Here is a 26,105-nt window from a genome sequence, read left to right on the forward strand (position 1 = left end):
TATTAAGTATTTTATCGATTAATAATGTACTTTAACTGATTATTTAAAAAATTTGATTCATCTTAGCAATCCCAAATCACAGTATTGAAAACCAAATCTATCATGAACTTAATTTATGATTTTGCCCCAAATCTATCATAAATTTTATTACTTATGAACAAAACCTCAAATCTACCAAAAACCTACTCATCTGACGTTGCCATTATCAATGGCCTTCAAAACAGCGTTAGATTAATGAAGCAAATTGCTCAACTAACTAAAAAATTATTCATGCTATAATCCTTTTGGAATGGCATGAATTAATTTTTTGGTATAGTTTGAAACAGGATCATTGTAAATAGCATCTGCTTCGCCGGTTTCTTCAATTTGTCCGCTTTTCATTACGATTAACTGATCTGACATATATTTTACAACGGCCAAATCGTGTGAAATAAAAATGTAGGTAAAATTGAAATTTTCTTTCAGTTCATTCAATAAATTCAGCACTTGGGCTTGAACCGAAATATCCAACGCCGATACCGATTCATCGCAAATAATTAATTTAGGCTCCAGCGCAATGGCCCTTGCAATACCTATTCTTTGTCGTTGTCCGCCCGAAAATTGATGTGGATATTTATTAAAGGCTGTTTCATCCAGACCAACCCTTTTTAAAAGCTGTAAAACCCTTTCCCTTCGTTCTTTATAATTGTTACCAATTTTGTGTACCATCATAGGTTCAATAATGGCTTCACCAATGCTTAATCTTGGATTGAGAGATGCAAAAGGATCTTGAAAGATGATTTGAATGTCTTTTCTTAATTTCCGTAGGTGTGTTTTAGACAATTTTGTAATATCGGTGCCTTTATAGAAAATGGTACCTTCGGTTGCAGTGTCTAATTGTAAAATTAGGTTGCTCAGGGTAGATTTTCCACATCCCGATTCTCCAACCAAGCCCAAGGTTTCTCCTTCATAAACCTTAAAACTCACTTGGTCCACGGCTTTAAATGCTGTTGACTTTTTAAAGACACCCGTTCTATTCCAAAACACTTTACTAACATTAATAACCTCAAGAATTGGTGGTTTACTGTATATATCTTGATGCGTGTTTTTGCGTTCTTCTTGAGAAACAACTTCACGATTTACACTGTTTCTTAGAATGTCAGAAATTGTTGGTAAAACTTTTAATCTGGTTTTAGTTGACGGCCTTGAAGCAATAAGCGCTTTGGTATAATTGTGTTGTGGATTATTAAAAATTGAATTAACCTCGCCTTGTTCAACTATTTCACCTTTGTACATCACCATTACTTTATTCGCTATTTCAGAGACCAGCGAAAGATCGTGTGAAATAAACAAAATGCTCATTTTATATTCGGCTTGCAGCGATTTTAATAGTTTAATAATGTCTGCCTGAACGGTGACATCGAGAGCAGTGGTAGGCTCATCGGCAATTAATATTTTGGGTTTGCAGGCAATGGCCATAGCTATCATCACACGTTGCTTTTGTCCGCCTGAAATTTCATGGGGATAAGCCTTGTAAATACGTTCTGGATTTGGAAGTTTCACTTTATTGAATAAAGACATCACTTCTTCCTTGATTTCGGCTACGGAAAGCTTGGTGTGTTGACTTAATACCTCAGCCACTTGCTTACCGCAAGTCATAGACGGATTTAAAGAACTCATAGGTTCTTGAAAAATCATTGAAATTTCTTTTCCTCTTATTGCTTGTAATTCATCTTCGGTCAATTCAATTAAATCCCTATTATTATAAAGGATGTTACCATTGGTAATTTCAGAAATATTTTTTGGCAATAATCCCAAAATGGCCAGTGCTGTAACAGATTTACCTGAACCAGATTCTCCAACTACACCTAAAATTTCGTTTTCGTTTAGCTGAAATGAAATGTCTTTTAGAATGCTACTTTCAATTGTATCATTGTAAAATGATACAGATATATTTGTTATCTCAAGGACGGTTTTATTGGTTGAACTTAGGTCCAATAGTTAGGGTTTTATGCATGAATAATCTCGGTCTCATCAAGGATAGACTCACCTCTTAGTCTTAGAAACACCTGAGCAACCGCAATGGTATCTTTTTCGCAGTAGGTAATAATTCTTTCAAGACCGTTTTCTTGGTAATAAACTTTGTAAACTTGGCTACCATCAATATCATCTTTAGGAGATGGAATGCCAAGCACATTGGTAAGTAATTTTAAGGATGTATAATTTTTATAATCACCAAATTTCCATAATTCTAAGGTGTCTAAATGTGGTACTTCCCAAGGTTTTTTTCCAAATAAATTCAACTTTTCGGGTAATTCTATATTATTAATGATCATGCGTCTTGCTATATATGGGAAGTCGAATTCCTTACCGTTATGCGCACAAAGTAAATGTTTGATCTGATTAAAGTGTGAGGTTAAAAGATTCTTGAAGTCTTTCAAAATCTTTACCTCATCTCCAAAAAATGAGGTAACTCTAAATTGTCGAACATTACCGTGAAAAGTAAAATACCCAACCGAAATACAAATAATTTTTCCAAATTCGGCCCAGATTCCTGCCCGTTCATAGAACTCTTCAGCCGAAATTTCGCCTCTTTGATATTGCGATTTTTGTTCCCACAAATGTTGTTTCGTTTCGCTTAATCCCGAAAATATAGGTTGCTCCGGGACCGTTTCGATATCCAGAAACAAAATATTTTCAAGTGTTAACTTTTTAATCATTGTTTAAGCATTTGGTAGGCTTCTTCTATATAGGTAGTAATATCACTAGTAAAGGTTGCTATGGCATCGCCTTCGCCTTTAGAGTGACCTAATCTTACAATAATAATGTTGTCATTGGGTTCAACAATAACATATTGTCCTAAATGACCACGCATCATAAAAAAGCTTTTATTGCCATGATCTTTCAACCACCAGCCATAACCGTATTCAGGGCTTTCAGCAAAACGTGGTTTAATAGATTTTGCTATAAAAGCAGAGTCTAATAGTTGTTTGCCATTCCATTTTCCATAGTCTTTATACAATTTCCCCATTCGTGCAAAATCTTTGGCATTACTGGCAATACAACAATAGGCTTTTACCAAATCGTGATCTTCACTATCAACTTGCCAAAGCGTTGGGTTTTCTGAACCCAGTGGCTTCCAGAAGCTTTCCTCAAGGTAATTATACAGTTTTTTACCGGTGGCACGTTCTAAAACAATGGCCAGCATTTGGGTGTCACCACTGGCGTATTTATAAGAAGTTCCGGGCTCTCTTACCACTTTTAATCCGGTAACTACCTTAGTTAAATCGTCATCAAAATAAGCTCTTGTTGTAATTGATAGAGGAGAGTAGTAGCGCTCGTCCCAATTGGTTCCTGAAGCCATCGAAGATAAATCTCCAACCGTCATGGTTGCTGCTTTTCCTTCACAATATTCAGGAATAAAGTCGCATACAGGCTGGTCTAAATTTTTAATATAACCATCCATAATGGCTTTACCTAAAAGGGCAGACACATAACTTTTAGCTATAGAGAAAGAATTGGTTTGCGAGTTTTCGTTAAAACCATCGTAGTAGTTTTCAAACCAAATACTGTCGTTTTTAATAATAACGTAGGCTACAGTACCATTTGATTTGTTTATTTCTTTTAATCGTTCAGTTTCGCTAACGCTGTTGTAGTTTTTATGGTTTAGCCAGGGTTGGGGCGTTCCGTTTTCTACAATGGCATTATCAAAATGTTTATAATCTTCAAGATAAGCGGTTGTGTGGCCTTTTAAATAAATGGTTCTAACTGCTTTGATGAGGTAATCTGTATCGGTAATGTAAAGCACGGCAATTAAAATAACAAATATTGAAAGAATTGCCAGTAAGAGTTTTTTTAGAAATTTCATAGGTTGTTTTTAATCATTTAAATATATAAAAAAATTTATTCAACAGATATTAAATTTGAGATGAATAGATTAAAATAGTGATTGTTGCTTACAAGGATTTTCATGTTTAAGTAACCATTGCTTTCTTGCCAATCCACCTGCGTAACCGGTAAGACTGCCATCGCTACCAATAACTCTGTGGCATGGTATCACAATCAAAATTGGGTTTTTACCATTGGCCGCAGCAATAGCTCTGATAGCTTTTATATTGTTTAATTGTTTTGAAAGTTCCGAATAAGAAACTGTTCTGCCAAACGGAATTTTTTGTAGAGTGATCCAAACACTTTTCTGGAATTCGGTGCCTTTTGGATTAAGTTTAAGCTGAAATTGTTGGCGTTTACCATTAAAATAATCCTGAAGTTGGTAAACACAATCTTCTAATACTTCAGGAATAATGTCGGTAATGTTTTCTTCAGAATTTAAAATTGAAATGCTCGTAATGCCATCATTATTACCAGTAATTTTAGCGAAACCTAAAGGTGTATAGATGATGCATTCTTCCACAAATGTTAGTTGTTTTCGTCAATAATGCCCAAGCGTTTGGCGCGGTCTTCCCAATTTTTTCGAGCCAGGCTTTGCAAATCGGAAATATTATCACTTTCATCCATAATTTCTAATCCTAACAGAGTTTCAATAACGTCTTCCATGGTAACAATGCCATTTATGGAGCCATATTCGTCAACCACCAAGGCCATGTGATTTTTACTTGATATGAGTTTTTCAAACAATTCAGGAATTGGCAAACTTCTGTTGACTACAATAATTTCTCGTTTTAATTCTGAAAGTGGTTTTTGATCGTTGTCTAAAGCCATTTCTTTAAAAACGTCGTCTTTAAGTACCAAACCAACGATATTGTCTTGTTCTTGAGAATATACCGGAATTCTGGAAAATCTAATATTGGAGTTAGCCTCAAAAAAATCTGAAACGGTCATGGTTTCGTTGACAATTTTCATGACGGTTCGCGGTGTCATAACATCTTTGGCGCGCACTTTTTTAAAGTTTAGCAAGTTTTTTATCACCTTGCTTTCGTTTTCTTCGAACACGCCTTCTTGTTGCGCAATTTCGGTCATTGCCACAAAGCCATCCCTACTTAAAATGCTGTTATGACCTTTGCCTCCTATGAGTCTGGTGGTAAGTCTTAATAACCACAACAATCCTGTGTATTTCATAGGGAAAATGAGGATCTTTAGACTTATGGCAGTGAAGTTTCCGAGACTTTTCCAATAGGTGGCACCAATGGTTTTTGGGATAATTTCTGAAGCAACCAGAATTAAAATGGTCATAATAGTCGAAACAACGCCAACCATTAAATCTTCGGTAAAAGCTATACCAAAAAAGGTGCGAGATGTGGTACCATAAATTTCGGCATAAGCCACCTTTGCCTGCACACCGACCAAAATTGCACCAACCGTATGAGCGATTGTATTTAAAGTTAAAATAGCAATGAGCGGCTGATCTACATCTTTTTTAAAATCCTCAAGTACTACGGCATAGGCTTTACCTTCCTGTTTTTTAATTTTTAAAAAAGTAGGTGTTAAACTAAGTAGTACTGCTTCTAAAATACTACATATAAAAGAAAAAAATATGGCAAAAAAGGCATATAAGAATAAGAGTCCCATTTAATATTTAGATTTGACTGTAAAGGTATAACATTTAGCGGTTCAAAAGTTTACTGATATCCTTCGCAACCCTTCGACTTCGCTCAGGGTGACAGGAATAGTTTTAAGTATTTATAATTTTTACGATATCCTTAGCAAAATAGCTGGCAATAATACTTGCGCCTGCACGTTTTATTGCAGTTACTTGTTCTATCATTACGGCATCATGGTCTAACCATCCTTTTTCGGCAGCGGCCTTGAGCATGGCATATTCACCTGAAACCTGATATACAGCCACAGGAACATCTACTGCGTTAACGATATCTCGCACAATATCTAAGTAACACAAGCCAGGTTTTACCATAACAATATCGGCGCCTTCGTCTATATCCATTAAAGTTTCGCGAATAGCTTCATTGCGGTTGGCGAAATCCATTTGGTAGGTTTTTTTGTCTTTGGGAATATTTTGAGCATCCACAGGAGCTGAGTTTAAAGCATCGCGAAACGGCCCATAAAACGCCGAAGCGTACTTGGCACTATAACTCATAATGCCGGTATTGTGAAAACCCTCGTCTTCTAACAGCGTTCTAATTTCAAAAATTCTGCCATCCATCATATCGCTTGGTGCTACAAAATCGGCGCCAGCTTTGGCGTGAGACAAAGACATTTCGGCTAATACCGAAGTGGTCTCGTCGTTCAAAATTTGTCCGTTATGAATAATCCCATCGTGTCCGTAAATTGAAAAGGGATCGAGCGCTACATCGGTCATGACTATCATATCCGGACAAGCATCTTTTACGGTTTTAATGGCGCGTTGCATTAATCCGTTGGGGTTTAAGGCTTCTGTACCACTGTTGTCTTTTAGTTTGTCGTCAACTTTAACAAACAGCAAAACCGATTTTAAGCCCAAGCTCCAAAGTTCTTTGACTTCTTTGGTTAGATTGTCCAAACTTAATCGATAATAGTTGGGCATGGAGGCAATTTCTTCTTTCAGGCCTTTTCCTTCTACCACAAATAGCGGTACTAAAAAATCTTTAGGGCTTATAATCGTTTCACGTACCAGGCTTCTAATACTTTCGTTGGTGCGCAATCTTCTGTTTCTTCTTAAAGGATACATAATTCAATTTTTGTAAAGTTATTAATTGGCATGTTTTAATAAAAACCTCTGTGTAACTTTTTAATTCTTTGTGTAAATCGATGTTATAGCTTAACCCAATTTATGGGATTTTTTAAAACCTTCATTAATTTCTCTTCTTCACTTCCCGGTTCTGGATGGTGATTGTAAACCCACTGCACATGCGGTGGCAAACTCATTAAAATACTTTCAATTCGGCCGTTTGTTTTTAATCCGAATAAGGTGCCTTTATCATGAACCAAATTAAATTCTACGTAACGCCCTCGTCTAATTTCCTGCCAATTTCTTTGTGATTGAGTGTATGAAAGCTCCTTTCGTTTTTCCACTATAGGAAGGTAAGCTTCCAAAAAACTATTGCCAACTTCGGTTACAAAATTATACCAATCTTGCATTGAGAAATTTTCGGTGGCTTTGCAGTAGTCAAAAAATAAACCACCAACGCCACGAGCTTCATTTCGATGTGAATTCCAGAAATAACTATCGCATTTTTGTTTAAATTCTGAATAAAACTCTGTTTTGTGCTTATCGCAGGCAGTTTTGCATATTTGATGAAAATGTATGGCATCTTCTTCAAAGAGGTAATAAGGTGTTAAATCTTGACCGCCGCCAAACCATTGATCTACTATCTGGTTTTGCTGGTTGTACATTTCAAAATAGCGCCAATTGGCATGAACGGTTGGCACCATTGGGTTTTTAGGATGTATTACCAAACTGAGTCCGCATGCGTAAAAATTGGCATTTTTAACACCAAAATAAGCCTGCATCGTTTCCGGTAATTCGCCGTGAACAGCTGAGATATTAACACCACCTTTTTCAAACACAGCACCGTTTTCAATAATTCTGGTACGGCCGCCTCCGCCTTCGGAGCGCTCCCAAAGGTCTTCTCTAAATTTTGCCGACCCATCGCATTTTTCAAGCGCTGCACAAATTTGGTCTTGTAAATTTTGTATATATCGGTAAAATTGCTCTTTCATATTTTAATATGTGTTCAAACAGCAAGAAATGTTTTTTGATGACTATTAAAGTTCTTCAAGATACACAAATTCGTTGTTGAAATTTTCTATTTCAGAAGGTTTTGATATTAAACCTGCAGTTTTAATTTTTTCCTTTAAAACAGAAATAATAATTTCCTGATTTTCTTGATACAGTTTATGTTCAACAAAAATAACTCTTCCAATTTTATTGTTGTGTAAATCCATCTGCATTTCAAGGCAGCTGTTAGGCGCTAGTTGTTCGTGTAAATCGGTTATTTTTTTAGCCCATAAAACCGATTTTTCTACAGATTGGTTCATGTTATAGCATCGTTTGGCAACTAACACATTCCACAGAGCATGTCTAAATGCGTTTGTGACATTGTTTTTGTGATGTTGTTTTTTAAAGAGTCGATAACAAATCTGAACTGTTTGTAATGTGGCTCGATGCGTTGGAAAAAAATAGAGTGGTTTAAAAAAAAAGGTTTTGACCAGTAAAAAAAGTTGTTTAACACTAAGACTTTTTATGCGGTTTAAAATGGCCACTTTAAGACAATTTGTATTCTTTAACAGCATCTACAAAGGCCTTGGCATTCTCTAAAGGAATGTTTGGTAAAATGCCGTGGCCCAAATTTACAATATACCGGTCTTTTCCAAACTCGTTTATCATTTGGTTAACCATTTTTTTGATGTCGGCAGGCGGTGAAAATAATCGTGCCGGATCAAAATTACCCTGAAGTGTGATGTTACCACCGGTTAAATAACGGGCATTTCTTGGAGAGCAAGTCCAGTCTATTCCTAAAGCCGAAGCACCCGATTTGGCCATAACGTCTAAAGCAAACCAACATCCTTTTCCGAAGGCAATGACGGGTATTTCTGCTTTTAAAGCATCGATAATTTGCTGAATGTATGGCCATGAAAACTCCTGGTAATCGATTGGTGATAGCATCCCGCCCCAACTGTCAAATACCTGAACGGCGTTAACACCGGCTTTTACTTTTTCCTTTAAATAAGCAATGGTAGTATCGGTAATTTTCTGAAGTAAGCTATGTGCAACCTCTGGTTGGGTAAAACACAGTTCCTTAGCTATGTCGAAGTTTTTTGAACCCTGACCTTGAACACAATAACATAAAATGGTCCATGGCGAACCGGCAAAACCAATCAATGGAATCTCGTTGTTAAGTTTTTCCTTTGTTATTTTGATGGCTTCCATAACGTAACCCAACGATTCATTAATATCTGGAATGATAACGCGGTCTAAATCTTTTTGAGAGCGAATAGGATTGGGTAGCCAAGGTCCTATGCCGGGTTTCATCTCAACTTCAATATTCATAGCTTGTGGCACAACCAAAATATCGCTGAATAAAATGGCAGCATCCATACCGTATCTTCTTATTGGTTGCACTGTAATTTCGCTGGCCAACTCAGGGGTTTGGCAGCGGGTGAAAAAATCGTATTTGGCTTTTATTTCTTGAAATTCGGGTAGATATCTCCCGGCCTGACGCATCATCCAAACAGGCGGGCGATCTACAGTTTCACCTTTTAATGCTCTTAAAAATAAATCGTTTTTAATCATGTTCATTTAGTAAAAGACGGATTAAAATTAAAGATGTTGATTGACCAATTCAATAACGCTTTCAACACTTGGTATTTTGGCAATTTTCACTTCCGTAAAGTATTTTTTAGCTTCTTTTGCTGTGGTTTCACCTATACAAAAGGCCGTGCCGGCAGGTTTATTTTGCTTAATAAAACTTTCAACCGTAGAAGGGCTAAAAAACATGATGCCTTTAACAGCATTAGGTATTTTGGCAGCATCTAGTTTGGTCTGGTAAGCTTCTATTTCATTAACCTTAATGTTATTTTCGGTTAAAATTTGTGGTAATTCATCTAATCTAATGTTACTGCAAAAATAGGTGACTTCGGTGCCCTCCAAATATTCAACCATATAATCGGCCAGGGCTTTTGCGTTATTGGCTGAGTATTTAACCGGGCCAATTTTTTGTTCGATTAGTTTTTTGGTTCTTCTGCCTACGCAATAAATATTTTTAAAGTTGAGCTCTTGGGCAGGAACGCTGTTTAAAATGGATTCAACGGCATTTTGACTTGTAATCACCACATTTTTCAATGTAGATTTTAATACTAAAGGGGACAAACGGTTAAAACTTATTTTAATAGCGTCGTCGCATTTTATCTTTAAGTGGTTGCTAAATTGTTGCAACTGTAATTCAGATAAAGATTTGGTGGCGTATACATCAATGTCCTTATCGTGTTTTTTAATTTCGTCCATTAAACGTTTGCCACCGCGCTCTATAATATAATTGGCACAAAATTCAGCCATGTTGTAATGACTGCCAATTTTTTCGGTGCGGGTTACGTCTATACGCTTGGAACCGTCAAGACTCAATAACACGCCTTTAAATAGAATTTCGTCGTCTTTTACAAAGGCAATAGCTCCAATTGGGGCCGAACAACCGCCTTCAAGTATGCGCAAAAAGTCGCGTTCTATTTTGGTGCAGATTTGGGTATGTTCGTCGTTTATTTCAGCTAAAATGGCTTTGGTTGTCTCGTCGGCCTCTAGGGCTGCTACCATTACAGCACCTTGCGCCGGCGCAGGAATCATCCAGTCCAGATTGAAGGAATTTTCGGGTTTAATTCCCAATCTACCCAAACCTGCTGCGGCAAAAACAGCAGCATTCCAATCTTGGTTATCGTCTAGTTTTTGAAGTCTTAAGTTAACGTTTCCTCTTAAATCAACTACTTTATGAGTAGGATAACGGTTAAGCCATTGCGCACGACGGCGCAAACTTCCTGTTGCAATAATGGCTTCTTTTTCCGATAGAAATTCTTCATTGTTTTTAAAAACCAGCATGTCTCTGGTATTGCCACGCTTTAAAACTGCCCCTTGAACAATGCCTTTTGGCAAGGTGGTTGGTACGTCTTTTAAAGAATGAACGGCTATATCAATATCGCCGTTAAGCATAGCCACGTCTAAGGTTTTTGTAAAAATACCGGTAATACCCATTTCGTAAAGCGGCTTGTTAAGTACCAAATCGCCGGTAGATTTTACGGGTAAAATAACCGTTTCGTAGCCAAGGTGCTCTAACTGTTGTTGAACGGTTTTGGCTTGCCACATCGCCAATTGGCTGTCGCGGGTGCCAATTCTGATAATTTTAGGCATTTTGGGTATTTTCTATCTGAAAGATTTTTTTGATTAGCTCAATACTTTCATCTGAAGCATCTAAATCTGCTTTTAAGTGATGCGCAAAGTGATTGGTAATTTTTTGGATGAGGTTGTTGCTGATCAATTCGGCTTGCGCTTCGTTAAAATCGGTAAATTTTTTACGCTGATTGTCTAACTCAGTATTTTTTAAATCGAGTAATTTGTGTTTAATAGCCTGAAGTGTTGGGGCTAATTTTCGGGCCTCTAACCAAGATAAAAACTCCGACTGTATTTCTTCAATAATACCTTGAGCTATTGGGATAAAGGCTTTACGTCTTTCCAGAGTTTCATCAGTAATTTTTGCTAAGTCGTCTAAATGTATCAACTGAATGTGTTTCAAGTCGGCCACATTTTGATGCACATTTTTTGGGATAGATAGATCTAAAATAAGCAACGGCTTGTGTGGTGTTAGTAAAGACTTGTCAATGGTTGGCCTTTGAGCGCCTGTTGCAACAATTAAAATATCAGCCTGACTAACTTCGTGGGTTAACTGCGAATAGTCTTTAACAACCACATTAAATTTACCAGCAATTTCTTCGGCTTTTCTTTTAGTTCGATTAATGATGGTGATGTGCGAATTTTTGGTATGTTTCACTAAATTTTCGCAAGTATTTCGACCAATTTTTCCGGTGCCAAATAATAAAATATTCTTTTCGGAAATATTATTGACGTTGTTAATAATGAATTGAACCGATGCAAAAGAAACCGAAGTAGCGCCTGAAGATAACTCAGTTTCGGTTTTAATACGCTTACTGGCTTGAATCACACTGTTCACCAATCTTTCAGTGAAGGCGTTTAATAGCCCGGCCGATTTTGATAATCTTGCGCCTGATTTTAACTGACTGATAATTTCAAAATCGCCTAAAATCTGACTGTCGAGACCCGAGCCAACTTTAAACATATGAGCAATGGCTTCTCTTTCTTTGTATATGTATGCGAACTTTTCGAAGGTTTCAACATCGCCTTTTGAATTGGCGCACAACAACTTGATAAGCTGATAAGGATGCTCGGCAAAACCGTATAATTCGGTACGGTTACAGGTAGAAACCACCACCAAACTCTCAACGCCTGAAGCAATAGCGTCTTTTAAAAGTTGCTTCTTAGACGATTCGCATAGGCTAAACATGCCGCGTATTTCGGCATCTGCTTTACGATAACTTAGTCCTAAAGCATAAAAATGTGTGTTCTTATGTTGTTGCATTCGCTCGTTTACCTGACTATTGAAAGTAACGGGCCAAAATTACGGGTGAAGTATTTTTAAAAATAACGCTCAAAGAACTTTTTGTAACGCTCGAGGTTTTTTGCTTAAAATTCACATTTAAAACTGATAAATATCATACTTTTGCAGTGAAATTGATACTTTCAAGTCAATCTGTTTAGATTGATTCTAAATAAAACTAATAAATTTATAAATTTGATAACTACAAAAAATATCGCTAAAGGTTCTTTTTTAGAGGTGAAGATAGATGAAGGTATATGGCTTTACAGCTTTAAAGAAAGTTTGGGTCAACCCGCAGAAATTAAACATATTACCAATAGAAATTTCATACAATTTCACTTTGCGGTAAAAGGAGATTGTGCGTTTCTCTTTAACGAAGGCAATTATACCTTTGGTTTAAAAGAAGAAAATGCGTTGTTGCTTTATAATCCGGAGCGCGATTTACCAATTCACCTTCAAACAAGTGCCAACAGTGCGGTCGTTTCTATTTTAATCAGCATCAAAAAACTACATACATTATTTTCTAATGAAGCTGAATCGATAAGCTTTTTAAGCGAAGAGAACATTCACAAAAAATATTACAAAGACCGCATCATTACACCTTCGATGTTTATTGTGCTTAACCAAATTTTAAATTACAATTTAAATACTTCTGTACGCGACTTGTATTTTAAAGGAAAGACCTTTGAGTTGTTGAGTTTATACTTTAACAGAAGTGAAGATGCCAACGTAGAGCAATGCCCATTTTTGGTTGATGAAGCCAATGTTAGCAAAATTAAACAAGCTAAAGAAATTGTGATTGCCCGAATGGCAGAGCCGCCAACACTTCAGGAAATCGCCGATGAGGTTGGCCTAAGTCTAAAAAAATTAAAGGAAGGATTTAAACAAATCTACGGAGATTCGGTTTTTAGTTTTTTATTAGATTACAAATTGGAAGAAGCCAGAAAATTTCTTGAATCAGGAACTTACAACGTGAACGAAGTGGGCTTAAAAGTTGGTTATAGTACAGCCAGTCATTTTATTTCGGCCTTTAAAAAGAAATATGGTGTAACACCCAAAAAATATATTCAATCCTCTTAATGCTATTAAATGAAAAAGTTAAAATTACTGCTTGTTACAGCGTTCTTATCAGCAGCTATATTTGCTCAAACAGATCAGCAGGTTATTCAAGCAACTGCTCAAACCTATATGAACGCGGTTAAAAACAAAGACATTGACAAAATGTTAGACGCCATGTTACCCGACGTTTTTGAAATGGTCAACCGAAATCAGTTAAAGATGAGTATGGAACAAATGTTCAATAATCCAAACATGATTATTGAATATTTATCGGCTAAAATTTTTGATATATCTGAAACGGTTAGACATAAAGACAACAAATACGCACGAATTAATTACGACAGTAGTTTTAAGATGTTATTTCCTTCGGACGATGGCATTTCAGCTGAAGAAAATAAGTCGATGCTGAATTCAATGAAGTCTGTTCTTGAATCTCAGTTTGGAAAAGATAGTATTGTTTTAAATTACGATGAGTCTTCGGTTACCGTAAATTCAAACAGCTATATGTATGCGGTTAGTTCTCCAAAATTTGATGGTTGGAAATTTATAAACGATGATAACGCTATGGGTCAATTAGCAAAAAACATCATTCCTGCAGAGGTTATTTCAGTTTTAAAAAAATAAGAATTGCATAAAATGAAAAAAGGAATTTTATTAGTAAATCTGGGCGAATTTTTCGTGTTGGTTAAAAGAGAGTAGGTTATACCCATGGTAAACTGTCTTGGCCTTAAAGAAAATTGAGAAAAGATTATAAAATACACATTGATATAAGTTATTGTAAAGAGCTTGACTAATCAGTATTCGTATTTATATGTCAAAAATTTTAAAATCACTTGTAAACACATATAAAGGAATTATTAAAGGTCATAAAAATAATTGATTTTTACTGCTTTTGAGCACTACGTTTTTCCAAATACTCCTTATTAAACTTTAATCGATCCGGATTAATTTTAAAAGCAAATTCTAAAAGAGATAAATTGTCAATTATCTCTAATTTTTGTTTTGAATGCTCCTCTACTTTAGCTTTTAAATTCATTAATAGAATAAGTTTCTCTTTTGTTACAATACTATCATTTTTTAGAAATTTATAAAATCTATATGGGTGTTTAAATCCAAAGTTATTTCCTGTGACTTCTGCTTGTTCAGCGTTCTGCCATATATAGAAGCCCAAATTTCGCCATTTAAAAAGTACTCTGTTAAAGACCAAATTAAATGCATGATCATCTATTATTTGAGAATCTAGAATAACGTACAATGAGTCCTTATAGGATTCAGCTTTAATTCTTTTGGTATTAATAATTGAGAATGTTATGCTATCGATGTCAATCTTGAAATTTTTATCCAAAAAGTCATAATGCCTCTCGAATAAATCTAGATTATTTAAACTGTCAAGTTTTTTATCCAGGTTTTCAATTTTATATGCATCATTTTTCCTTTTTTTTTCTTGACTAATGCAAGACATCACTACCAAAAGTAGTGATGTCAATGTAATTAATTTAATCCTTTTCATAATTAATACAGAAATTCTTCCATATGACTGTCAGCAACAATATCTTCTAGTGGATAAGAGACACTAGGCAAAAAGAAACCCATTGCCAATTGAGTGTCATTTAGAAATGTTTGATCGCTTTGATCTACTCTTCCGCCTCTTAGTTTCATTGCATCAGTCGAATCAGCTCCACATCTGCATGAATAAGGAAAATCATAACCTTGATCCTCTAGATGGTCTAAAATATAAACGTTAGAAGGACATCTTTGCATAGGGCTAGACCACTCTTGCTGGTCTCTATTCCAGATAGATAATTGATAACTCGGTACTCTGGAAAAATTTAAATGGTCTACTTTATTTGTCGTTAGCATTGTAATTCTATCCGATGCAAATTCATAATAATTTTTTACAGAACCATAGTGGTTAAGTATCAAAGTTTTTGATTTTTCTGAAAACGGTTGTTTCATATTAAACAACACCTCAACTTCGTCAAATGACAAGTCTTGGTTTTCAACTAAATCTTCGTTATCACATGATAGAACAATAAGAAAACAACACCCCATTAAAATTAATTTTAAACTTCTCATTACTTAAAAATATTTGCTGCCCTTTAGGGTCTTGGGCGGTTAGTTTTCGACCGTTGTTGGCTTTCATGCTTTACCTGTAATGAGTCAATTTACGTATTTTCTTTAATTCCGTAAGTCGGATGGTCTTAAAATTGCACTCTGATAGTGTTAACACAGTTGCCAACTACTCAAAAATGTTAAACCACAACATCTATTTTAAATGGTTATAACCCTTTGATTGTTGCCAAATTAGAAAAAAAAAAAAACGAAAAATCCAATTTTAAACTGTTAAAATTGTTAAAGAAAAGTTAAGTGCGGAAAAACCGTAACACCAAACAAAAAATAGGTTGGAGTTTAACATATGCATTAACACATATTGTCAAAATTTTTTACTATCGATTACTAAAAAAAGAACTTTACTAGTACATTTTTCAAATTGATAAAAAAAAACAGTGGTTTTTGCGTACTTAATTATGGGTTGAAGTTTAAGCAACCTCAATATTTAAATAGTTAAAAACTATCAATGTTAACAAGTAAAAACAACTGGGCTATTGTATCTTTGTTATCAAAAATTATTATGAATCATATTTTATTACAATTGTAATATCACAATCGTAATTAAATTAAAAGATCCCTCCCGATAGCTATCGGGATCGCATGCACATTATGAAAAAAGGAATTTTATTAGTAAATCTGGGCTCACCCGATAGCCCAAATCCCAAAGACGTTAAGAAATATTTGGGCGAATTTTTAATGGACGAACGTGTGATAGACGTACCACTTTGGGCCAGAACTTTGTTGGTGAAAGGCATTGTTTTAAATACCAGACCTAAAGCATCGGCTAAAGCTTATAGCAAAATTTGGTGGGAAGAAGGTTCACCGCTTATTGTATTGTCTGAAAGACTTCAGCATAAAATACAAGAACAAGTTGAGGCGCCGGTTGCTTTGGCCATGCGTTATGGTAGTATGACTATTAAGTTAGGTCTTCAGGAATTGGTGGATAAAGGTGTTGAAGAAGTTTTTCTTATTCCTTTATACCCGCAATACGCCATGGCAACTACCGAAACCATTTTGGTGTTGGCTGAAGATATCAGGAAAGAACATTTCCCCAATTTAAAAATCACCGATTTAAAACCATTTTACAATAATCCCGATTATATAAAAGTGCTTTCAGAGTCGATTAAAAAGCAGTTGGAAGGCAAAGAATATGAGCATTTATTATTCTCTTATCACGGTGTGCCCGAGCGACATATTCGAAAAAGCGACATAACTAAATCGCACTGTAATCCGAGCTTGTCCGGTGGTGGTGTTTGTTGTAAAACACCGTCGAAAGCACATGAATTTTGCTACAAACATCAATGTCTTGAAGTCACCAGATTGGTAGGTGAATATCTTAAATTAGAAGAAGGCACCTATTCAACTTCCTTTCAATCCAGACTTGGATTCGACCCATGGTTACAACCTTATACCGACAGAACTATTGAAAGGTTAGGGAAAAGTGGCATTCAAAATATGGCAATTGTAACGCCTGCTTTTGTAAGCGATTGTTTAGAAACCCTTGAAGAAATTGCCATGGAAGGCGAAGAAATCTTTCATGAAGTCGGCGGTAAAAATTTCACCACCATTGCCTGTTTAAACGATGATCAGGCTTGGGTAGATTTACTTTCAAAATGGATTAACAGTTGGGTTGAAGCCAATTTAGTAACTGCTTAATGGCGCGCGTATCGGCCGAAGATTTAGGGACCCAGCCAATAGGTAAATTACTGATCAAACAAGCAGTACCGGCATCTATTGGTATTTTGGTAATGTCGCTGAATATCATTGTCGATACCATTTTTGTGGGTAACTGGATTGGTTCTATTGCCATTGCGGCTATCAACGTAGTATTGCCGGTATCGTTTTTTATTGCGGCTTTAGGTATGGCTATTGGTATTGGTGGTTCTTCTATTATTTCCCGGGCACTTGGTGCTAATGATAAAGAAAAAGCATTAAAGTCTTTTGGCAATCAGCTAAGTTTGACTTTACTGCTCACCATTGTTCTGGTCTTTTTTGGATTGTTGTTTGTTGAAGACATTATACCCAAATTTGGAGGCAAAGGCGCCATTTACGAACCGGCAAAAATTTATTACACCATTGTACTTTATGGCGTACCGTTTTTGGCACTTTGCATGATGGGTAACAACGTGATTAGAGCCGAAGGAAAACCAAAATTCGCCATGATTGCTATGATTATTCCTTCGGTTGGAAACTTAATCCTGGATTATATTTTAATCTACGTTTTTGATTTCGGAATGGCAGGAGCCGCTTGGGCAACCACCTTATCTTACCTGTTGTGTTTTGGGTATATTTTATGGTTTTTTATGTCTGAAAATTCCGAACTTAAAATCAATCTAAGTCATTTTAATCTCAGTAAAAAAATCACTTCAGAAATTGCTTCTCTTGGTAGTGTAACACTGGCAAGACAAGCGGTGGTGAGTATTATTTATTTGTTTATGAATAACATTTTATTCGACATTGGTGGCGAATCCAGTGTGGCTGTTTTTGGCATTATTTCGCGGGTGATGATGTTTGCACTCTTTCCTGTGTTAGGTATCACCCAAGGATTTTTACCCATTGCAGGTTTTAACTATGGCGCCAGAAGTTACTCTAGAGTTAAAGAAACCATCAACACATCGGTTCTGTATGCGTCTGGATTGGCTATTGTTATTTTTGTATTTCTAATGGTTTTTACAGAGCAAATTGTATCGGTATTTACCAAAGATGCCACTGTAATTGACCAAACGGTTTATGCTATGAAATGGGTCTTTTTAGCGGTGCCTATTGTATCTGTACAGTTGATTGGTTCTGCTTATTTTCAGGCTATTGGAAAGGCCATTCCCGCGTTGTTACTTACCTTATCCAGACAAGGATTTTTCTTTTTACCATTGGTTCTGATCTTACCCTATTTTTACGGTGAATTTGGTGTGTGGATCTCTTTTGCCTTGGCCGATTTTCTATCCACAATTCTTACAGCTTATTTTATTAATAGAGAAGTAAGGCTTAAACTCAATACTACTTCTGACTAAATATTATTTACAAAGTAGCTAATAACTTCTTTCTGATAATTAGAAGTTAACTAGTTTCATACCTGTTAATGACCAAACAGAAGGCTTCTTTATATAATAACCTGTATTATAATGGTTTAGTTTTAGCGCAAAAATCCACCTATAAAAATTCGTGCATTCGTGGCATTATTATCAATCAAGAATACTAGAAATCATTAACTTTATAGCTCGACTAACTAAAATTTAGAATAATGAGATTTTTCAAGCTTTCTTTAGCATTTTTGCTTTGCTGTTTTGTTTCCCCAACTTTATCTGCACAAGACCTTAACCCCGAACTTTACGGCGCCTTAGAATACCGTTTTATTGGTCCGCACCGCGGCGGTAGAAGTGCCGCAGTAACCGGTGTTCCAAATCAGCCAAATTTGTTTTATTTTGGCGCTACCGGTGGTGGGGTCTTTAAAACCACCAATGGCGGTCGCACCTGGGAAAGTATTTCCGATGGTTATTTTGGAGGCAGCATTGGTGCGGTTTCTGTGGCTAAAAGCGACCCCAACGTAATTTATGTTGGCGGTGGTGAGAAAACCGTTCGTGGTAATGTGTCTTCCGGTTACGGCATGTGGAAAAGTGTAGATGCCGGAAAAACCTGGCAACCGTCCGGACTTGAAAAATCAAGACATATACCACGTATTGCTATTCATCCGCAAAACCCAGATATGGTGTATGCAGGTGTAATGGGAGATATCTATAAACCCACAGAAGATCGCGGTCTTTACAAGAGTATCGATGGCGGAAAATCTTGGAAAAGGATATTGTTTGCTCATCCACAAGCCGGTGTGGTCGATTTAATTTTAGACCCAACAAATCCGCGAATTATCTACGCCTCAACCTGGCACGTACAACGTACCCCATACAGTTTAATTTCTGGAGGTGATGGTTCAGCACTTTGGAAAAGTACCGACAGCGGTGAAACCTGGAAAGAAATTTCAAAAAACAAAGGTTTTCCAACGGATACTTTAGGTATTATTGGCATTACGGTTTCTCCTGTAAACAACCAGCGTTTATATGCCATGGTTGAGAACAAAGAAAAAGGCGGTTTATATCGCAGTAACGACGGTGGTGAAAGCTGGACCTTAGTTAACAGCGACCGCAGTTTGCGTCAGCGCGCCTGGTATTACACCAGAGTTTATGCCGATACTAAAGATGTGGATGTGGTTTATGTGTTGAATGTGTCGTATCACAAGAGTACTGATGGTGGCAAATCTTTCGATAGTTATAATGCGCCACATGGCGATCACCACGATTTATGGATTGCACCCGAAGACCCAAACAGAATGATTATTGCCGATGATGGTGGCGCCCAAGTTACTTATGATGGTGGTGAAACCTGGAGTACGTATTACAACCAGCCAACAGCGCAGTTTTACCGCGTTACTACCGATAATCATTTTCCTTACAGAATTTATGTAGCACAACAAGATAATTCTACTTTGAGAATTCCTCATAGAACTGATGGTTATGGTATTGGTGAAGACGATTGGGAAGAAACTGCCGGCGGCGAATCGGCTCACATTGCTGTAAGTCCGCTGGATAACGATGTGGTTTTTGGCGGCAGTTATGGCGGTTTTCTAACCAGAGTGAACCACAAAACTGGAACCGTTAGAGCTGTGAATGTTTGGCCAGATAACCCAATGGGTCATGGCGCCGAAGGCATGAAATACAGATTTCAGTGGAATTTTCCAATCAGATTTTCAAGACATAGCCCTAACAAGTTATATACCTTTTCGCAACATGTGCACGTAAGTGAAAACGAAGGTCAATCGTGGGAAATTATCAGTCCCGATTTAACCACCAACGATCCTGAAAAGATGAAATCTTCGGGCGGACCCATTACAAAAGACAACACATCGGTAGAATATTATTGTACCATTTTTGCAGCTGAAGAATCACCGCTTAAAGAAGGTCTTCTTTGGGTTGGCAGCGACGATGGTTTGTTGCACATTACCAAAGATGGCGGTAAAAATTGGGAAAACGTCACGCCTAAAGGAATGCCACAATGGATGATGTTTAACAGTATAGAACCCAGCAAATACGATGAAGGCACTTGCTATGTAGTAGGCACACGCTATAAATTAGGCGACTTTTCGCCATATATCTACAAAACCAGTAACTACGGAAAAACCTGGACTAAAATTACGAATGGAATCAACGCCGACCATTTCACAAGAGTGATGCGCGAAGATCAAAACCAACGGGGTTTGCTTTATGCCGGTACCGAAACCGGAATGTATATTTCGTTAGATGATGGAAAGAACTGGAAATCATTTCAACTTAATTTACCCATAGTTCCCATAACAGATTTAACCATAAAAGACAACAATTTAATTGTTGCCACACAAGGTCGTGGCCTTCATATTATTGATGATTTATCGGTGATACAGCAATTAATGGAGAGTAAATCAACAGAAAATTTATTGCTAAAACCAAAAGATACCTACAGAATGCGCGGTGGCAGCAGATCAGGTAGTTTAACTCAAGGCACCAATCATCCAACCGGTGTAATGACCTATTTTTATTTAAAAGATTTAAACGATAAAGATGAAGTTGTTTTAACCTATAAAGAAGCTAATGGGAAAGTTATTAAATCTTATAGCACCAAAGGAAAAGACAACGAAAAATTGGAGATAAAAAGCGGTTCAAATTTATTTGTATGGGACATGCAATACGACGGCGCCGAGCGTTTACCCGGTATGATTTTATGGTGGGCAAGTTTAAACGGACCAAAAGCCATTCCAGGAGATTATAAAGTAGAATTAAAAGTGAATGACAAAACCATCGAACAACCTTTCACTATTCTTGCCGATCCCAGAGCAGAAAGTACGCTGGAGGATATGAAAGCGCAGTTTACTTTTATCGAAGATGTTAATAAAACCATGGATAATGCCCATCAATCGATTAAGAAAATTAGAAATATTAATACACAATTAACAGCCTTTCAAAAGCAATACAAGGATGATGAAGCAGTGAAAGATTTGGTCGAGAAAGCTAAAGAATTACAAAAACAATTCACCGAAATTGAAGAAGCGTTATATCAAACTAAAAACAGGAGTAACCAAGACCCGCTTAACTTTCCTATTAGGCTAACCAACAAATTGGGGCATTTAAATGCATTGGTAACTATGGGCGATTTTGCCCCAACCAATCAGGATATTGTGGTAAAAAATGAGTTGAGCTCTAAGATTAATGTAGAACTGAATAAGTTTAATCAACTGCTGTTGGAAGAGATTAAAGCATTTAATGAGGCATTTAATAATAAGAATCTAAACTATTTATTTATAGATTAACATAATGTATTATAATTACATAAAGGCACTGCATCTCATTTTTGTGATAACCTGGTTTGCGGGCTTATTTTACATACCCAGATTGTTTGTGTATCAAATAGAAGCATTTCACAAATCTTCGCCCGAAAAGGAAATATTAGGAGAACAATTAAAACTAATGGCCAAACGCTTGTGGTATATTATTACCTGGCCGTCGGGTGTATTAGCAACAATTTTTGCTGTATGGTTATTGGTGCTAAGGCCAGATTTATTCCAACAAGGATGGATGCATGTAAAACTCTTATTTGTGTTATTACTGTTTGTGTATCATTACCAAACTCATATATATTTTAAACAGCTGCAAAACGGCATTTTTAAAAAGACATCGTCTTTTATGAGGTTGTGGAACGAAGGCGCCACATTTATTTTGTTTGCAGTTATTTTTCTGGCAATTTTAAAAAATGCCCTCAATTGGGTTTTTGGTGTCTTTGGTCTAATAGTTTTAGCAATACTTATTATGTTAGGATATAAAGTTTACAAAAACATAAGATTAAAGAATCCTGAGGCTTAAACTGGCATAAAACTTGGTGCAAAATGCCAAAAACAGAGTTTAAATTCTAAAAATGAATTTTAAAAACATATCACTTAGAGTCAGGATTTTTATTGGAATGGTTACCTTGGTTTTATTGGCTTCGGTGTTGATTGCATTGGTAACCATTTATCAATACAACGAAGAAGCGCAAGACTACCACAGAGAGCGATTGGAGAGAAAAGAACAAGCTATAAAAGAACACATTGATTTTGTGTTGCGAGATCGCCAAACCACCTACGAAATCACAACCGAAAACATCCCCAGAATCTTTAAAGAAAAAATCTTTGAAATAGCCGAGATCCATGGGATGCAAATTAATCTGTACGACATGGAAGGCGATTTGCTCATTAGTTCTCGTGGTGCTTTTGCCATGGATTCGATTGTTAGGTGTTTAGACGCCGAAGTTTTAAATTTACTAACCAATTCACCAAATCACCGCTATGTTAATAAAAATGTTGCCAATAGAGTTGCCTATCAATCTTCGCACAGTTATATCACCGATAATAGGTTTAAGCCCATTGCTATTTTAAATTTACCATATTTAGAGAATGACGATTTTTTAAAACGAGAACTCAATGAGTTTTTGTTGAGATTGGGCTATGCCTACACTTTTATGATTTTTGGAGCTGTATTTATAGCGTTCTTAATTTCGCGGTACATCACGCAATCTTTAAAAACTGTTAGTGAAAAAATCGCTAAAACTCGTTTAGAACATCGCAATGAAAAGATTGAAGTAAAACATACCAGTAAAGAAATAGAATTGCTCATTAATTCTTATAATAGCATGATTGATGAGTTAGAAGAAAGTGCAGTAAAATTGGCTACCAGTGAGCGTGAACAAGCCTGGAGAGAAATGGCAAAACAGGTAGCTCACGAAATTAAAAATCCTTTAACGCCCATGCGTTTAAGCATCCAGAGTTTTCAACAAAAATTCAATCCTAACGATCCTGAAATTGATAAAAAGGTGAACGAATTTTCAAATACACTCATTCAGCAAATCGATACCATGAGCTCTATTGCCTCGGCATTCTCTACTTTTGCAAAGATGCCGGCGCAGCAAAATGAAACATTAAATGTTGTTGCCATTACAAAATTGGCATTAGACATTTTTAACGAAGATTATATTACATTTATTAGTCACGAAGAAAAAATTGTAGCCAAATTCGATCGAACCCAACTTATTAGGGTAGTTACCAATTTGGTTAAAAACAGTATTCAGGCAATTCCTGAAAAACAAGAACAAAAACGTATTGTTGTAGATGTTTCGAAAGATGAAAATTACGCTATTATTTCGGTTTCAGATAATGGAATAGGAATTTCTGAAGACAATAGAGAAAAGATTTTCGAACCTAAATTTACCACCAAAACCAGTGGAATGGGCTTAGGTTTGGCCATGGTAAAAAGTATTATCGAAAATTATAAAGGTAGTATTTCATTTACATCAGTTCCTGGAAGTGGCACTCATTTTAAAGTTAAAATACCAAGAGAAAAATAAGAATCATATGAGTTATAATAATTTATTAATCAATCAAAACAATGGTATTTGTATAATTACCATCAATCGCCCCAATAAGTTAAATGCATTAAATAAAGAAACCATTCAAGAGTTACACGAAGCCATTCAAGATGCTAATTTGAATAAAGACGTAAAGGTTATTATTTTAACAGGTAGCGGTGAAAAGGCATTTGTAGCGGGTGCAGACATTAGTGAATTTGCGCATTTTGATGTTGAAAACGGCGCAAAACTGGCGCAAAAAGGTCAGGAACTGCTATTTGACTTGGTTGAAAATCTACCAACACCTGTAATTGCCGCTGTTAACGGATTTGCTCTTGGTGGCGGATTAGAATTAGCAATGGCTTGTCATTTTAGAGTGGCTTCAAGCAATGCTAAAATGGGTTTACCCGAAGTGTCGTTAGGGGTTATTCCGGGCTATGGTGGCACGCAAAGATTACCGCAATTGGTAGGCAAAGGTCGAGCTATGGAAATGATCATGACAGCAGGAATGGTCGATGCTCAACAAGCATTGAGTTATGGCTTGGCCAATCACGTGACTTCACAGGAAGAATTACTCGAATTTACTCAAGGATTAGCTAATAGAATTATGCGAAATTCATCGGTAGCCATAGCCGCTGCCATTAATGCGGTAAACGCTGGATATAAAGATGGTGTTGACGGTTACGCGGCAGAAATTGAAAGTTTTGGCAATTGTTTTGGTACCGCCGATTTTAAAGAAGGCACCACTGCATTTCTCCAAAAAAGAAAGGCCGAGTTTCCTGGAGCTTAATTATACTTTTGAGATGTTTTATAATAATTAAAAAAAGTGGGTTTTTATGCCCACTTTTTCATTTCATAATAACTAATATAAGCTTAAACTAAAGTTTAAATTTCTCTTTGTAAACCCTACCGTTAGATGTCATAACCGCGTAATAATTTCCTTTTTCCCTGATGTCTAACTGGTAAACACGTTTTAAAATTGGGTTTTCTGAGGAAACGGTTTCAGAATGAATTAATTCGTTTTCGTAGTAAATTTCAACTTTCATTTTTTTAGAGTCTAAACCTACTTTTGAAATTAAGATTTTGGCATCCTCCTTTTTAAAAACGGGCTTATAAATGGTTTGTTTTGAGTTTTCTACAAATTCAACTGTGTTTTCAAACACCTTAAAAGATTGCATTTCTACCAGATAGTCATTTTCAACTTCCAGCGTATACAAACCGTTTTCCAGAAGAGAATAGTCAAACAAAGTTTTTATATCGCCCTTTTGTTTAACTGGGCTCAGATAGACAATGTTGCCTGAGTCATCCTTTACCGAAACCAAAACTTTTGGGTTGTCGTAGTTTGTGTTTTCGGAGTTTGAGGCATTATCATTGGCATATCCTAAAAAAGTACTTGCCAACATGGCCATCACTAATAATTTTTTTACTGTTTTCATAATTCAAATATTTTGAAATTAATTTGATACAAACTTACGTTAGACAATGGCCTTATAAAACAAGGATTTTGGCAAGTATGTGTTCAAAATTAACCGCAATACTTGTATAAAATTATGATTTGGTTAAAATAGCATACAACAATGATAAATCTACATAGTTTTTCTTTTTAATAACCCATAACTTTGTATCAGTTATGAAAGCAAGAAAACCTACATTAGAAAAAATAAGTCCGGAGTTTGGAAGCTCTATCAGAGTTAAAAAACACGATGCATATATAGGTGAAAATAAGCCGTTTTGGCATTTTCATCCGGAGATAGAGTTGGTTTACGTTAACAAAGGTCAGGGCAAGCGGCATATAGGAAATCACTTGTCTTATTTTAACAACAGTCAGTTGCTCCTCATAGGCTCAAATTTGCCCCATAATGGCTTTACCGATCGTTTAACTATTAATGGGTCTGAAACTTTAGTACAATTTAAACCTGAGTTTTTGGGGGAACATTTTTTTGATATCCCCGAAATGGAAGCCATTCAAAAATTATTTGAACGGTCTAAAAAAGGATTGGTTTTTGGGGTAAAAACCAAACAAAAGCTTGGTGTTAAAATAGAAAAGTTAGCAGAAAAAGACGGATTTAAAAAGATATTACTCTTGTTGGAAATATTACACGGATTAACCAAATCTCTAGATTATACTGTTTTAAATGCCGATGGATTTGCTTTTGAAGCCGCGCCGCAAGACAGTGCCAAAATTGACATCATTTTTAAGCATGTAAACGAACATTTTAGGACACATATAAGTCTAGACGAGATTGCGGATAAGGTAAGCATGACGGTACCTGCGTTTTGCAGGTATTTTAAAAAAGTTACAGGAAAAACCTTTACCAAGTTGGTTAATGAATACAGAGTTGTTCATGCAACCAAATTACTTTTAGAAAGTAATATGAGCATAACCGATATTTGTTTTGAATGTGGGTTTAACAACTTTTCGCATTTTAATAAACTGTTTAAAGAGATTACGGGTAAAAGTGCCTCAAAATATAGAAGTGAGTTAAAAAAAATTGTTCAATAAAGAAAGAA

At 36.1% G+C, this 26,105-nt stretch carries 24 protein-coding genes; 10 read left to right on the plus strand and 14 right to left on the minus strand.

What is annotated here, in order from left to right:
- Positions 1-153: 153 nt before the first annotated feature.
- On the plus strand, positions 154-279 hold the full coding sequence (locus FJ651_RS15835; protein ID WP_262710583.1) for a hypothetical protein: 126 nt from the start codon (positions 154-156) through the stop codon (positions 277-279).
- Here FJ651_RS15835 and FJ651_RS05640 read toward each other — a convergent pair.
- The 11 genes from FJ651_RS05640 to hemA form a co-directional block, all read right to left on the minus strand.
- Entirely contained in the window at positions 274-1,977 is a 1,704-nt protein-coding gene (locus tag FJ651_RS05640) for an ABC transporter ATP-binding protein (RefSeq protein ID WP_140989486.1), read from the minus strand. The genes FJ651_RS15835 and FJ651_RS05640 overlap by 6 nt on opposite strands.
- Before the next feature lie 11 nt (positions 1,978-1,988).
- The gene (locus FJ651_RS05645) at positions 1,989-2,699 is read right to left on the minus strand and encodes a 3'-5' exonuclease (protein ID WP_140989487.1); all 711 of its coding nucleotides are present in this window, start codon (positions 2,697-2,699) and stop codon (positions 1,989-1,991) included.
- Positions 2,696-3,847 carry a serine hydrolase domain-containing protein gene (locus FJ651_RS05650; protein WP_140989488.1) on the minus strand — a complete coding sequence of 384 codons (1,152 nt, stop codon included), beginning with the start codon at positions 3,845-3,847 and terminating at the stop codon, positions 2,696-2,698. The genes FJ651_RS05645 and FJ651_RS05650 overlap by 4 nt, the downstream gene beginning before the upstream one ends.
- Positions 3,848-3,916: 69 nt before the next feature.
- Positions 3,917-4,390: a methylated-DNA--[protein]-cysteine S-methyltransferase gene (locus FJ651_RS05655; RefSeq protein ID WP_140989489.1), complete on the minus strand. Its 474-nt coding sequence runs from the start codon at positions 4,388-4,390 to the stop codon at positions 3,917-3,919.
- Between the two features lie 5 nt (positions 4,391-4,395).
- Positions 4,396-5,505, minus strand: a complete 1,110-nt coding sequence (locus FJ651_RS05660) for a CNNM domain-containing protein (RefSeq protein ID WP_140989490.1) — start codon at positions 5,503-5,505, stop codon at positions 4,396-4,398.
- A 103-nt stretch (positions 5,506-5,608) separates the two neighbouring features.
- On the minus strand, positions 5,609-6,601 hold the full coding sequence (gene hemB / locus FJ651_RS05665; protein WP_140989491.1) for a porphobilinogen synthase: 993 nt from the start codon (positions 6,599-6,601) through the stop codon (positions 5,609-5,611).
- A gap of 83 nt (positions 6,602-6,684) precedes the next feature.
- Positions 6,685-7,593 carry an oxygen-dependent coproporphyrinogen oxidase gene (hemF, locus tag FJ651_RS05670; protein WP_140989492.1) on the minus strand — a complete coding sequence of 303 codons (909 nt, stop codon included), beginning with the start codon at positions 7,591-7,593 and terminating at the stop codon, positions 6,685-6,687.
- A 45-nt stretch (positions 7,594-7,638) separates the two neighbouring features.
- Positions 7,639-8,166: a DUF6973 domain-containing protein gene (locus tag FJ651_RS15860; protein WP_394348081.1), complete on the minus strand. Its 528-nt coding sequence runs from the start codon at positions 8,164-8,166 to the stop codon at positions 7,639-7,641.
- Positions 8,138-9,166, minus strand: coding sequence for a uroporphyrinogen decarboxylase (hemE, locus tag FJ651_RS05680; protein WP_140989603.1), 1,029 nt, complete (start codon positions 9,164-9,166; stop codon positions 8,138-8,140). Before hemE ends, FJ651_RS15860 begins: the two co-directional genes overlap by 29 nt.
- A 27-nt stretch (positions 9,167-9,193) precedes the next feature.
- Positions 9,194-10,768, minus strand: coding sequence for a hydroxymethylbilane synthase (gene hemC, locus FJ651_RS05685; protein WP_140989494.1), 1,575 nt, complete (start codon positions 10,766-10,768; stop codon positions 9,194-9,196).
- On the minus strand, positions 10,761-12,011 hold the full coding sequence (gene hemA, locus FJ651_RS05690) for a glutamyl-tRNA reductase (RefSeq protein WP_140989495.1): 1,251 nt from the start codon (positions 12,009-12,011) through the stop codon (positions 10,761-10,763). Before hemA ends, hemC begins: the two co-directional genes overlap by 8 nt.
- Positions 12,012-12,224: 213 nt before the next feature.
- On the opposite strand from hemA, the gene FJ651_RS05695 reads away from it, so the two are divergent.
- Entirely contained in the window at positions 12,225-13,109 is an 885-nt protein-coding gene (locus FJ651_RS05695) for a helix-turn-helix transcriptional regulator (protein WP_140989496.1), read from the plus strand.
- A 9-nt stretch (positions 13,110-13,118) separates the two neighbouring features.
- On the plus strand, positions 13,119-13,712 hold the full coding sequence (locus FJ651_RS05700) for a hypothetical protein (protein ID WP_140989497.1): 594 nt from the start codon (positions 13,119-13,121) through the stop codon (positions 13,710-13,712).
- A 259-nt stretch (positions 13,713-13,971) separates the two neighbouring features.
- Here FJ651_RS05700 and FJ651_RS05705 read toward each other — a convergent pair whose 3' ends face one another.
- On the minus strand, positions 13,972-14,574 hold the full coding sequence (locus FJ651_RS05705; protein WP_140989498.1) for a hypothetical protein: 603 nt from the start codon (positions 14,572-14,574) through the stop codon (positions 13,972-13,974).
- A gap of 26 nt (positions 14,575-14,600) precedes the next feature.
- Positions 14,601-15,164 carry a 2Fe-2S iron-sulfur cluster-binding protein gene (locus FJ651_RS15840; RefSeq protein WP_317130879.1) on the minus strand — a complete coding sequence of 188 codons (564 nt, stop codon included), beginning with the start codon at positions 15,162-15,164 and terminating at the stop codon, positions 14,601-14,603.
- 645 nt (positions 15,165-15,809) lie between these two features.
- Between FJ651_RS15840 and hemH the strand changes: the two genes are divergently transcribed.
- The 6 genes from hemH (at position 15,810) to FJ651_RS05740 (ending at position 24,384) form a co-directional block, all read left to right on the plus strand.
- On the plus strand, positions 15,810-16,856 hold the full coding sequence (gene hemH / locus FJ651_RS05715) for a ferrochelatase (RefSeq protein WP_140989499.1): 1,047 nt from the start codon (positions 15,810-15,812) through the stop codon (positions 16,854-16,856).
- Positions 16,856-18,208, plus strand: a complete 1,353-nt coding sequence (locus FJ651_RS05720; protein ID WP_140989500.1) for an MATE family efflux transporter — start codon at positions 16,856-16,858, stop codon at positions 18,206-18,208. The genes hemH and FJ651_RS05720 overlap by 1 nt, the downstream gene beginning before the upstream one ends.
- 230 nt (positions 18,209-18,438) lie before the next feature.
- The gene (locus tag FJ651_RS05725) at positions 18,439-21,528 is read left to right on the plus strand and encodes a VPS10 domain-containing protein (RefSeq protein WP_140989501.1); all 3,090 of its coding nucleotides are present in this window, start codon (positions 18,439-18,441) and stop codon (positions 21,526-21,528) included.
- 4 nt (positions 21,529-21,532) lie between these two features.
- Positions 21,533-22,078 carry a CopD family protein gene (locus FJ651_RS05730; protein ID WP_140989502.1) on the plus strand — a complete coding sequence of 182 codons (546 nt, stop codon included), beginning with the start codon at positions 21,533-21,535 and terminating at the stop codon, positions 22,076-22,078.
- Positions 22,079-22,130: 52 nt separating this feature from the next.
- Positions 22,131-23,594 carry a sensor histidine kinase gene (locus FJ651_RS05735; RefSeq protein ID WP_246085312.1) on the plus strand — a complete coding sequence of 488 codons (1,464 nt, stop codon included), beginning with the start codon at positions 22,131-22,133 and terminating at the stop codon, positions 23,592-23,594.
- Between the two features lie 7 nt (positions 23,595-23,601).
- Complete coding sequence (locus FJ651_RS05740) at positions 23,602-24,384, plus strand: enoyl-CoA hydratase/isomerase family protein (protein ID WP_140989503.1); 783 nt, start codon at positions 23,602-23,604, stop codon at positions 24,382-24,384.
- Positions 24,385-24,472: 88 nt separating this feature from the next.
- On the opposite strand, the gene FJ651_RS05745 is transcribed toward FJ651_RS05740, so the two are convergent.
- Positions 24,473-25,030: a hypothetical protein gene (locus FJ651_RS05745; protein ID WP_140989504.1), complete on the minus strand. Its 558-nt coding sequence runs from the start codon at positions 25,028-25,030 to the stop codon at positions 24,473-24,475.
- Positions 25,031-25,224: 194 nt separating this feature from the next.
- On the opposite strand from FJ651_RS05745, the gene FJ651_RS05750 reads away from it, so the two are divergent.
- The gene (locus FJ651_RS05750) at positions 25,225-26,097 is read left to right on the plus strand and encodes an AraC family transcriptional regulator (protein WP_140989505.1); all 873 of its coding nucleotides are present in this window, start codon (positions 25,225-25,227) and stop codon (positions 26,095-26,097) included.
- Positions 26,098-26,105: the final 8 nt, after the last annotated feature.

Source organism: Paucihalobacter ruber (assembly GCF_006494535.1).
Classification (GTDB): Bacteria; Bacteroidota; Bacteroidia; order Flavobacteriales; family Flavobacteriaceae; genus Paucihalobacter; species Paucihalobacter ruber.

What these genes read in the sequence shown, in the direction of transcription:
- FJ651_RS15835 (WP_262710583.1), top strand. Translation starts at nt 154, where the DNA reads ATGAACAAAACCTCAAATCTACCAAAAACCTACTCATCTGACGTTGCC.
- FJ651_RS05645 (WP_140989487.1), bottom strand. Translation starts at nt 2,699, where the DNA reads ATGATTAAAAAGTTAACACTTGAAAATATTTTGTTTCTGGATATCGAA.
- FJ651_RS05650 (WP_140989488.1), bottom strand. Translation starts at nt 3,847, where the DNA reads ATGAAATTTCTAAAAAAACTCTTACTGGCAATTCTTTCAATATTTGTT.
- FJ651_RS05660 (WP_140989490.1), bottom strand. Translation starts at nt 5,505, where the DNA reads ATGGGACTCTTATTCTTATATGCCTTTTTTGCCATATTTTTTTCTTTT.
- hemB (WP_140989491.1), bottom strand. Translation starts at nt 6,601, where the DNA reads ATGTATCCTTTAAGAAGAAACAGAAGATTGCGCACCAACGAAAGTATT.
- hemF (WP_140989492.1), bottom strand. Translation starts at nt 7,593, where the DNA reads ATGAAAGAGCAATTTTACCGATATATACAAAATTTACAAGACCAAATT.
- FJ651_RS15860 (WP_394348081.1), bottom strand. Translation starts at nt 8,166, where the DNA reads ATGCTGTTAAAGAATACAAATTGTCTTAAAGTGGCCATTTTAAACCGC.
- hemE (WP_140989603.1), bottom strand. Translation starts at nt 9,166, where the DNA reads ATGATTAAAAACGATTTATTTTTAAGAGCATTAAAAGGTGAAACTGTA.
- hemC (WP_140989494.1), bottom strand. Translation starts at nt 10,768, where the DNA reads ATGCCTAAAATTATCAGAATTGGCACCCGCGACAGCCAATTGGCGATG.
- hemA (WP_140989495.1), bottom strand. Translation starts at nt 12,011, where the DNA reads ATGCAACAACATAAGAACACACATTTTTATGCTTTAGGACTAAGTTAT.
- FJ651_RS05700 (WP_140989497.1), top strand. Translation starts at nt 13,119, where the DNA reads ATGAAAAAGTTAAAATTACTGCTTGTTACAGCGTTCTTATCAGCAGCT.
- FJ651_RS15840 (WP_317130879.1), bottom strand. Translation starts at nt 15,164, where the DNA reads ATGAGAAGTTTAAAATTAATTTTAATGGGGTGTTGTTTTCTTATTGTT.
- hemH (WP_140989499.1), top strand. Translation starts at nt 15,810, where the DNA reads ATGAAAAAAGGAATTTTATTAGTAAATCTGGGCTCACCCGATAGCCCA.
- FJ651_RS05720 (WP_140989500.1), top strand. Translation starts at nt 16,856, where the DNA reads ATGGCGCGCGTATCGGCCGAAGATTTAGGGACCCAGCCAATAGGTAAA.
- FJ651_RS05725 (WP_140989501.1), top strand. Translation starts at nt 18,439, where the DNA reads ATGAGATTTTTCAAGCTTTCTTTAGCATTTTTGCTTTGCTGTTTTGTT.
- FJ651_RS05730 (WP_140989502.1), top strand. Translation starts at nt 21,533, where the DNA reads ATGTATTATAATTACATAAAGGCACTGCATCTCATTTTTGTGATAACC.
- FJ651_RS05735 (WP_246085312.1), top strand. Translation starts at nt 22,131, where the DNA reads ATGAATTTTAAAAACATATCACTTAGAGTCAGGATTTTTATTGGAATG.
- FJ651_RS05740 (WP_140989503.1), top strand. Translation starts at nt 23,602, where the DNA reads ATGAGTTATAATAATTTATTAATCAATCAAAACAATGGTATTTGTATA.
- FJ651_RS05745 (WP_140989504.1), bottom strand. Translation starts at nt 25,030, where the DNA reads ATGAAAACAGTAAAAAAATTATTAGTGATGGCCATGTTGGCAAGTACT.
- FJ651_RS05750 (WP_140989505.1), top strand. Translation starts at nt 25,225, where the DNA reads ATGAAAGCAAGAAAACCTACATTAGAAAAAATAAGTCCGGAGTTTGGA.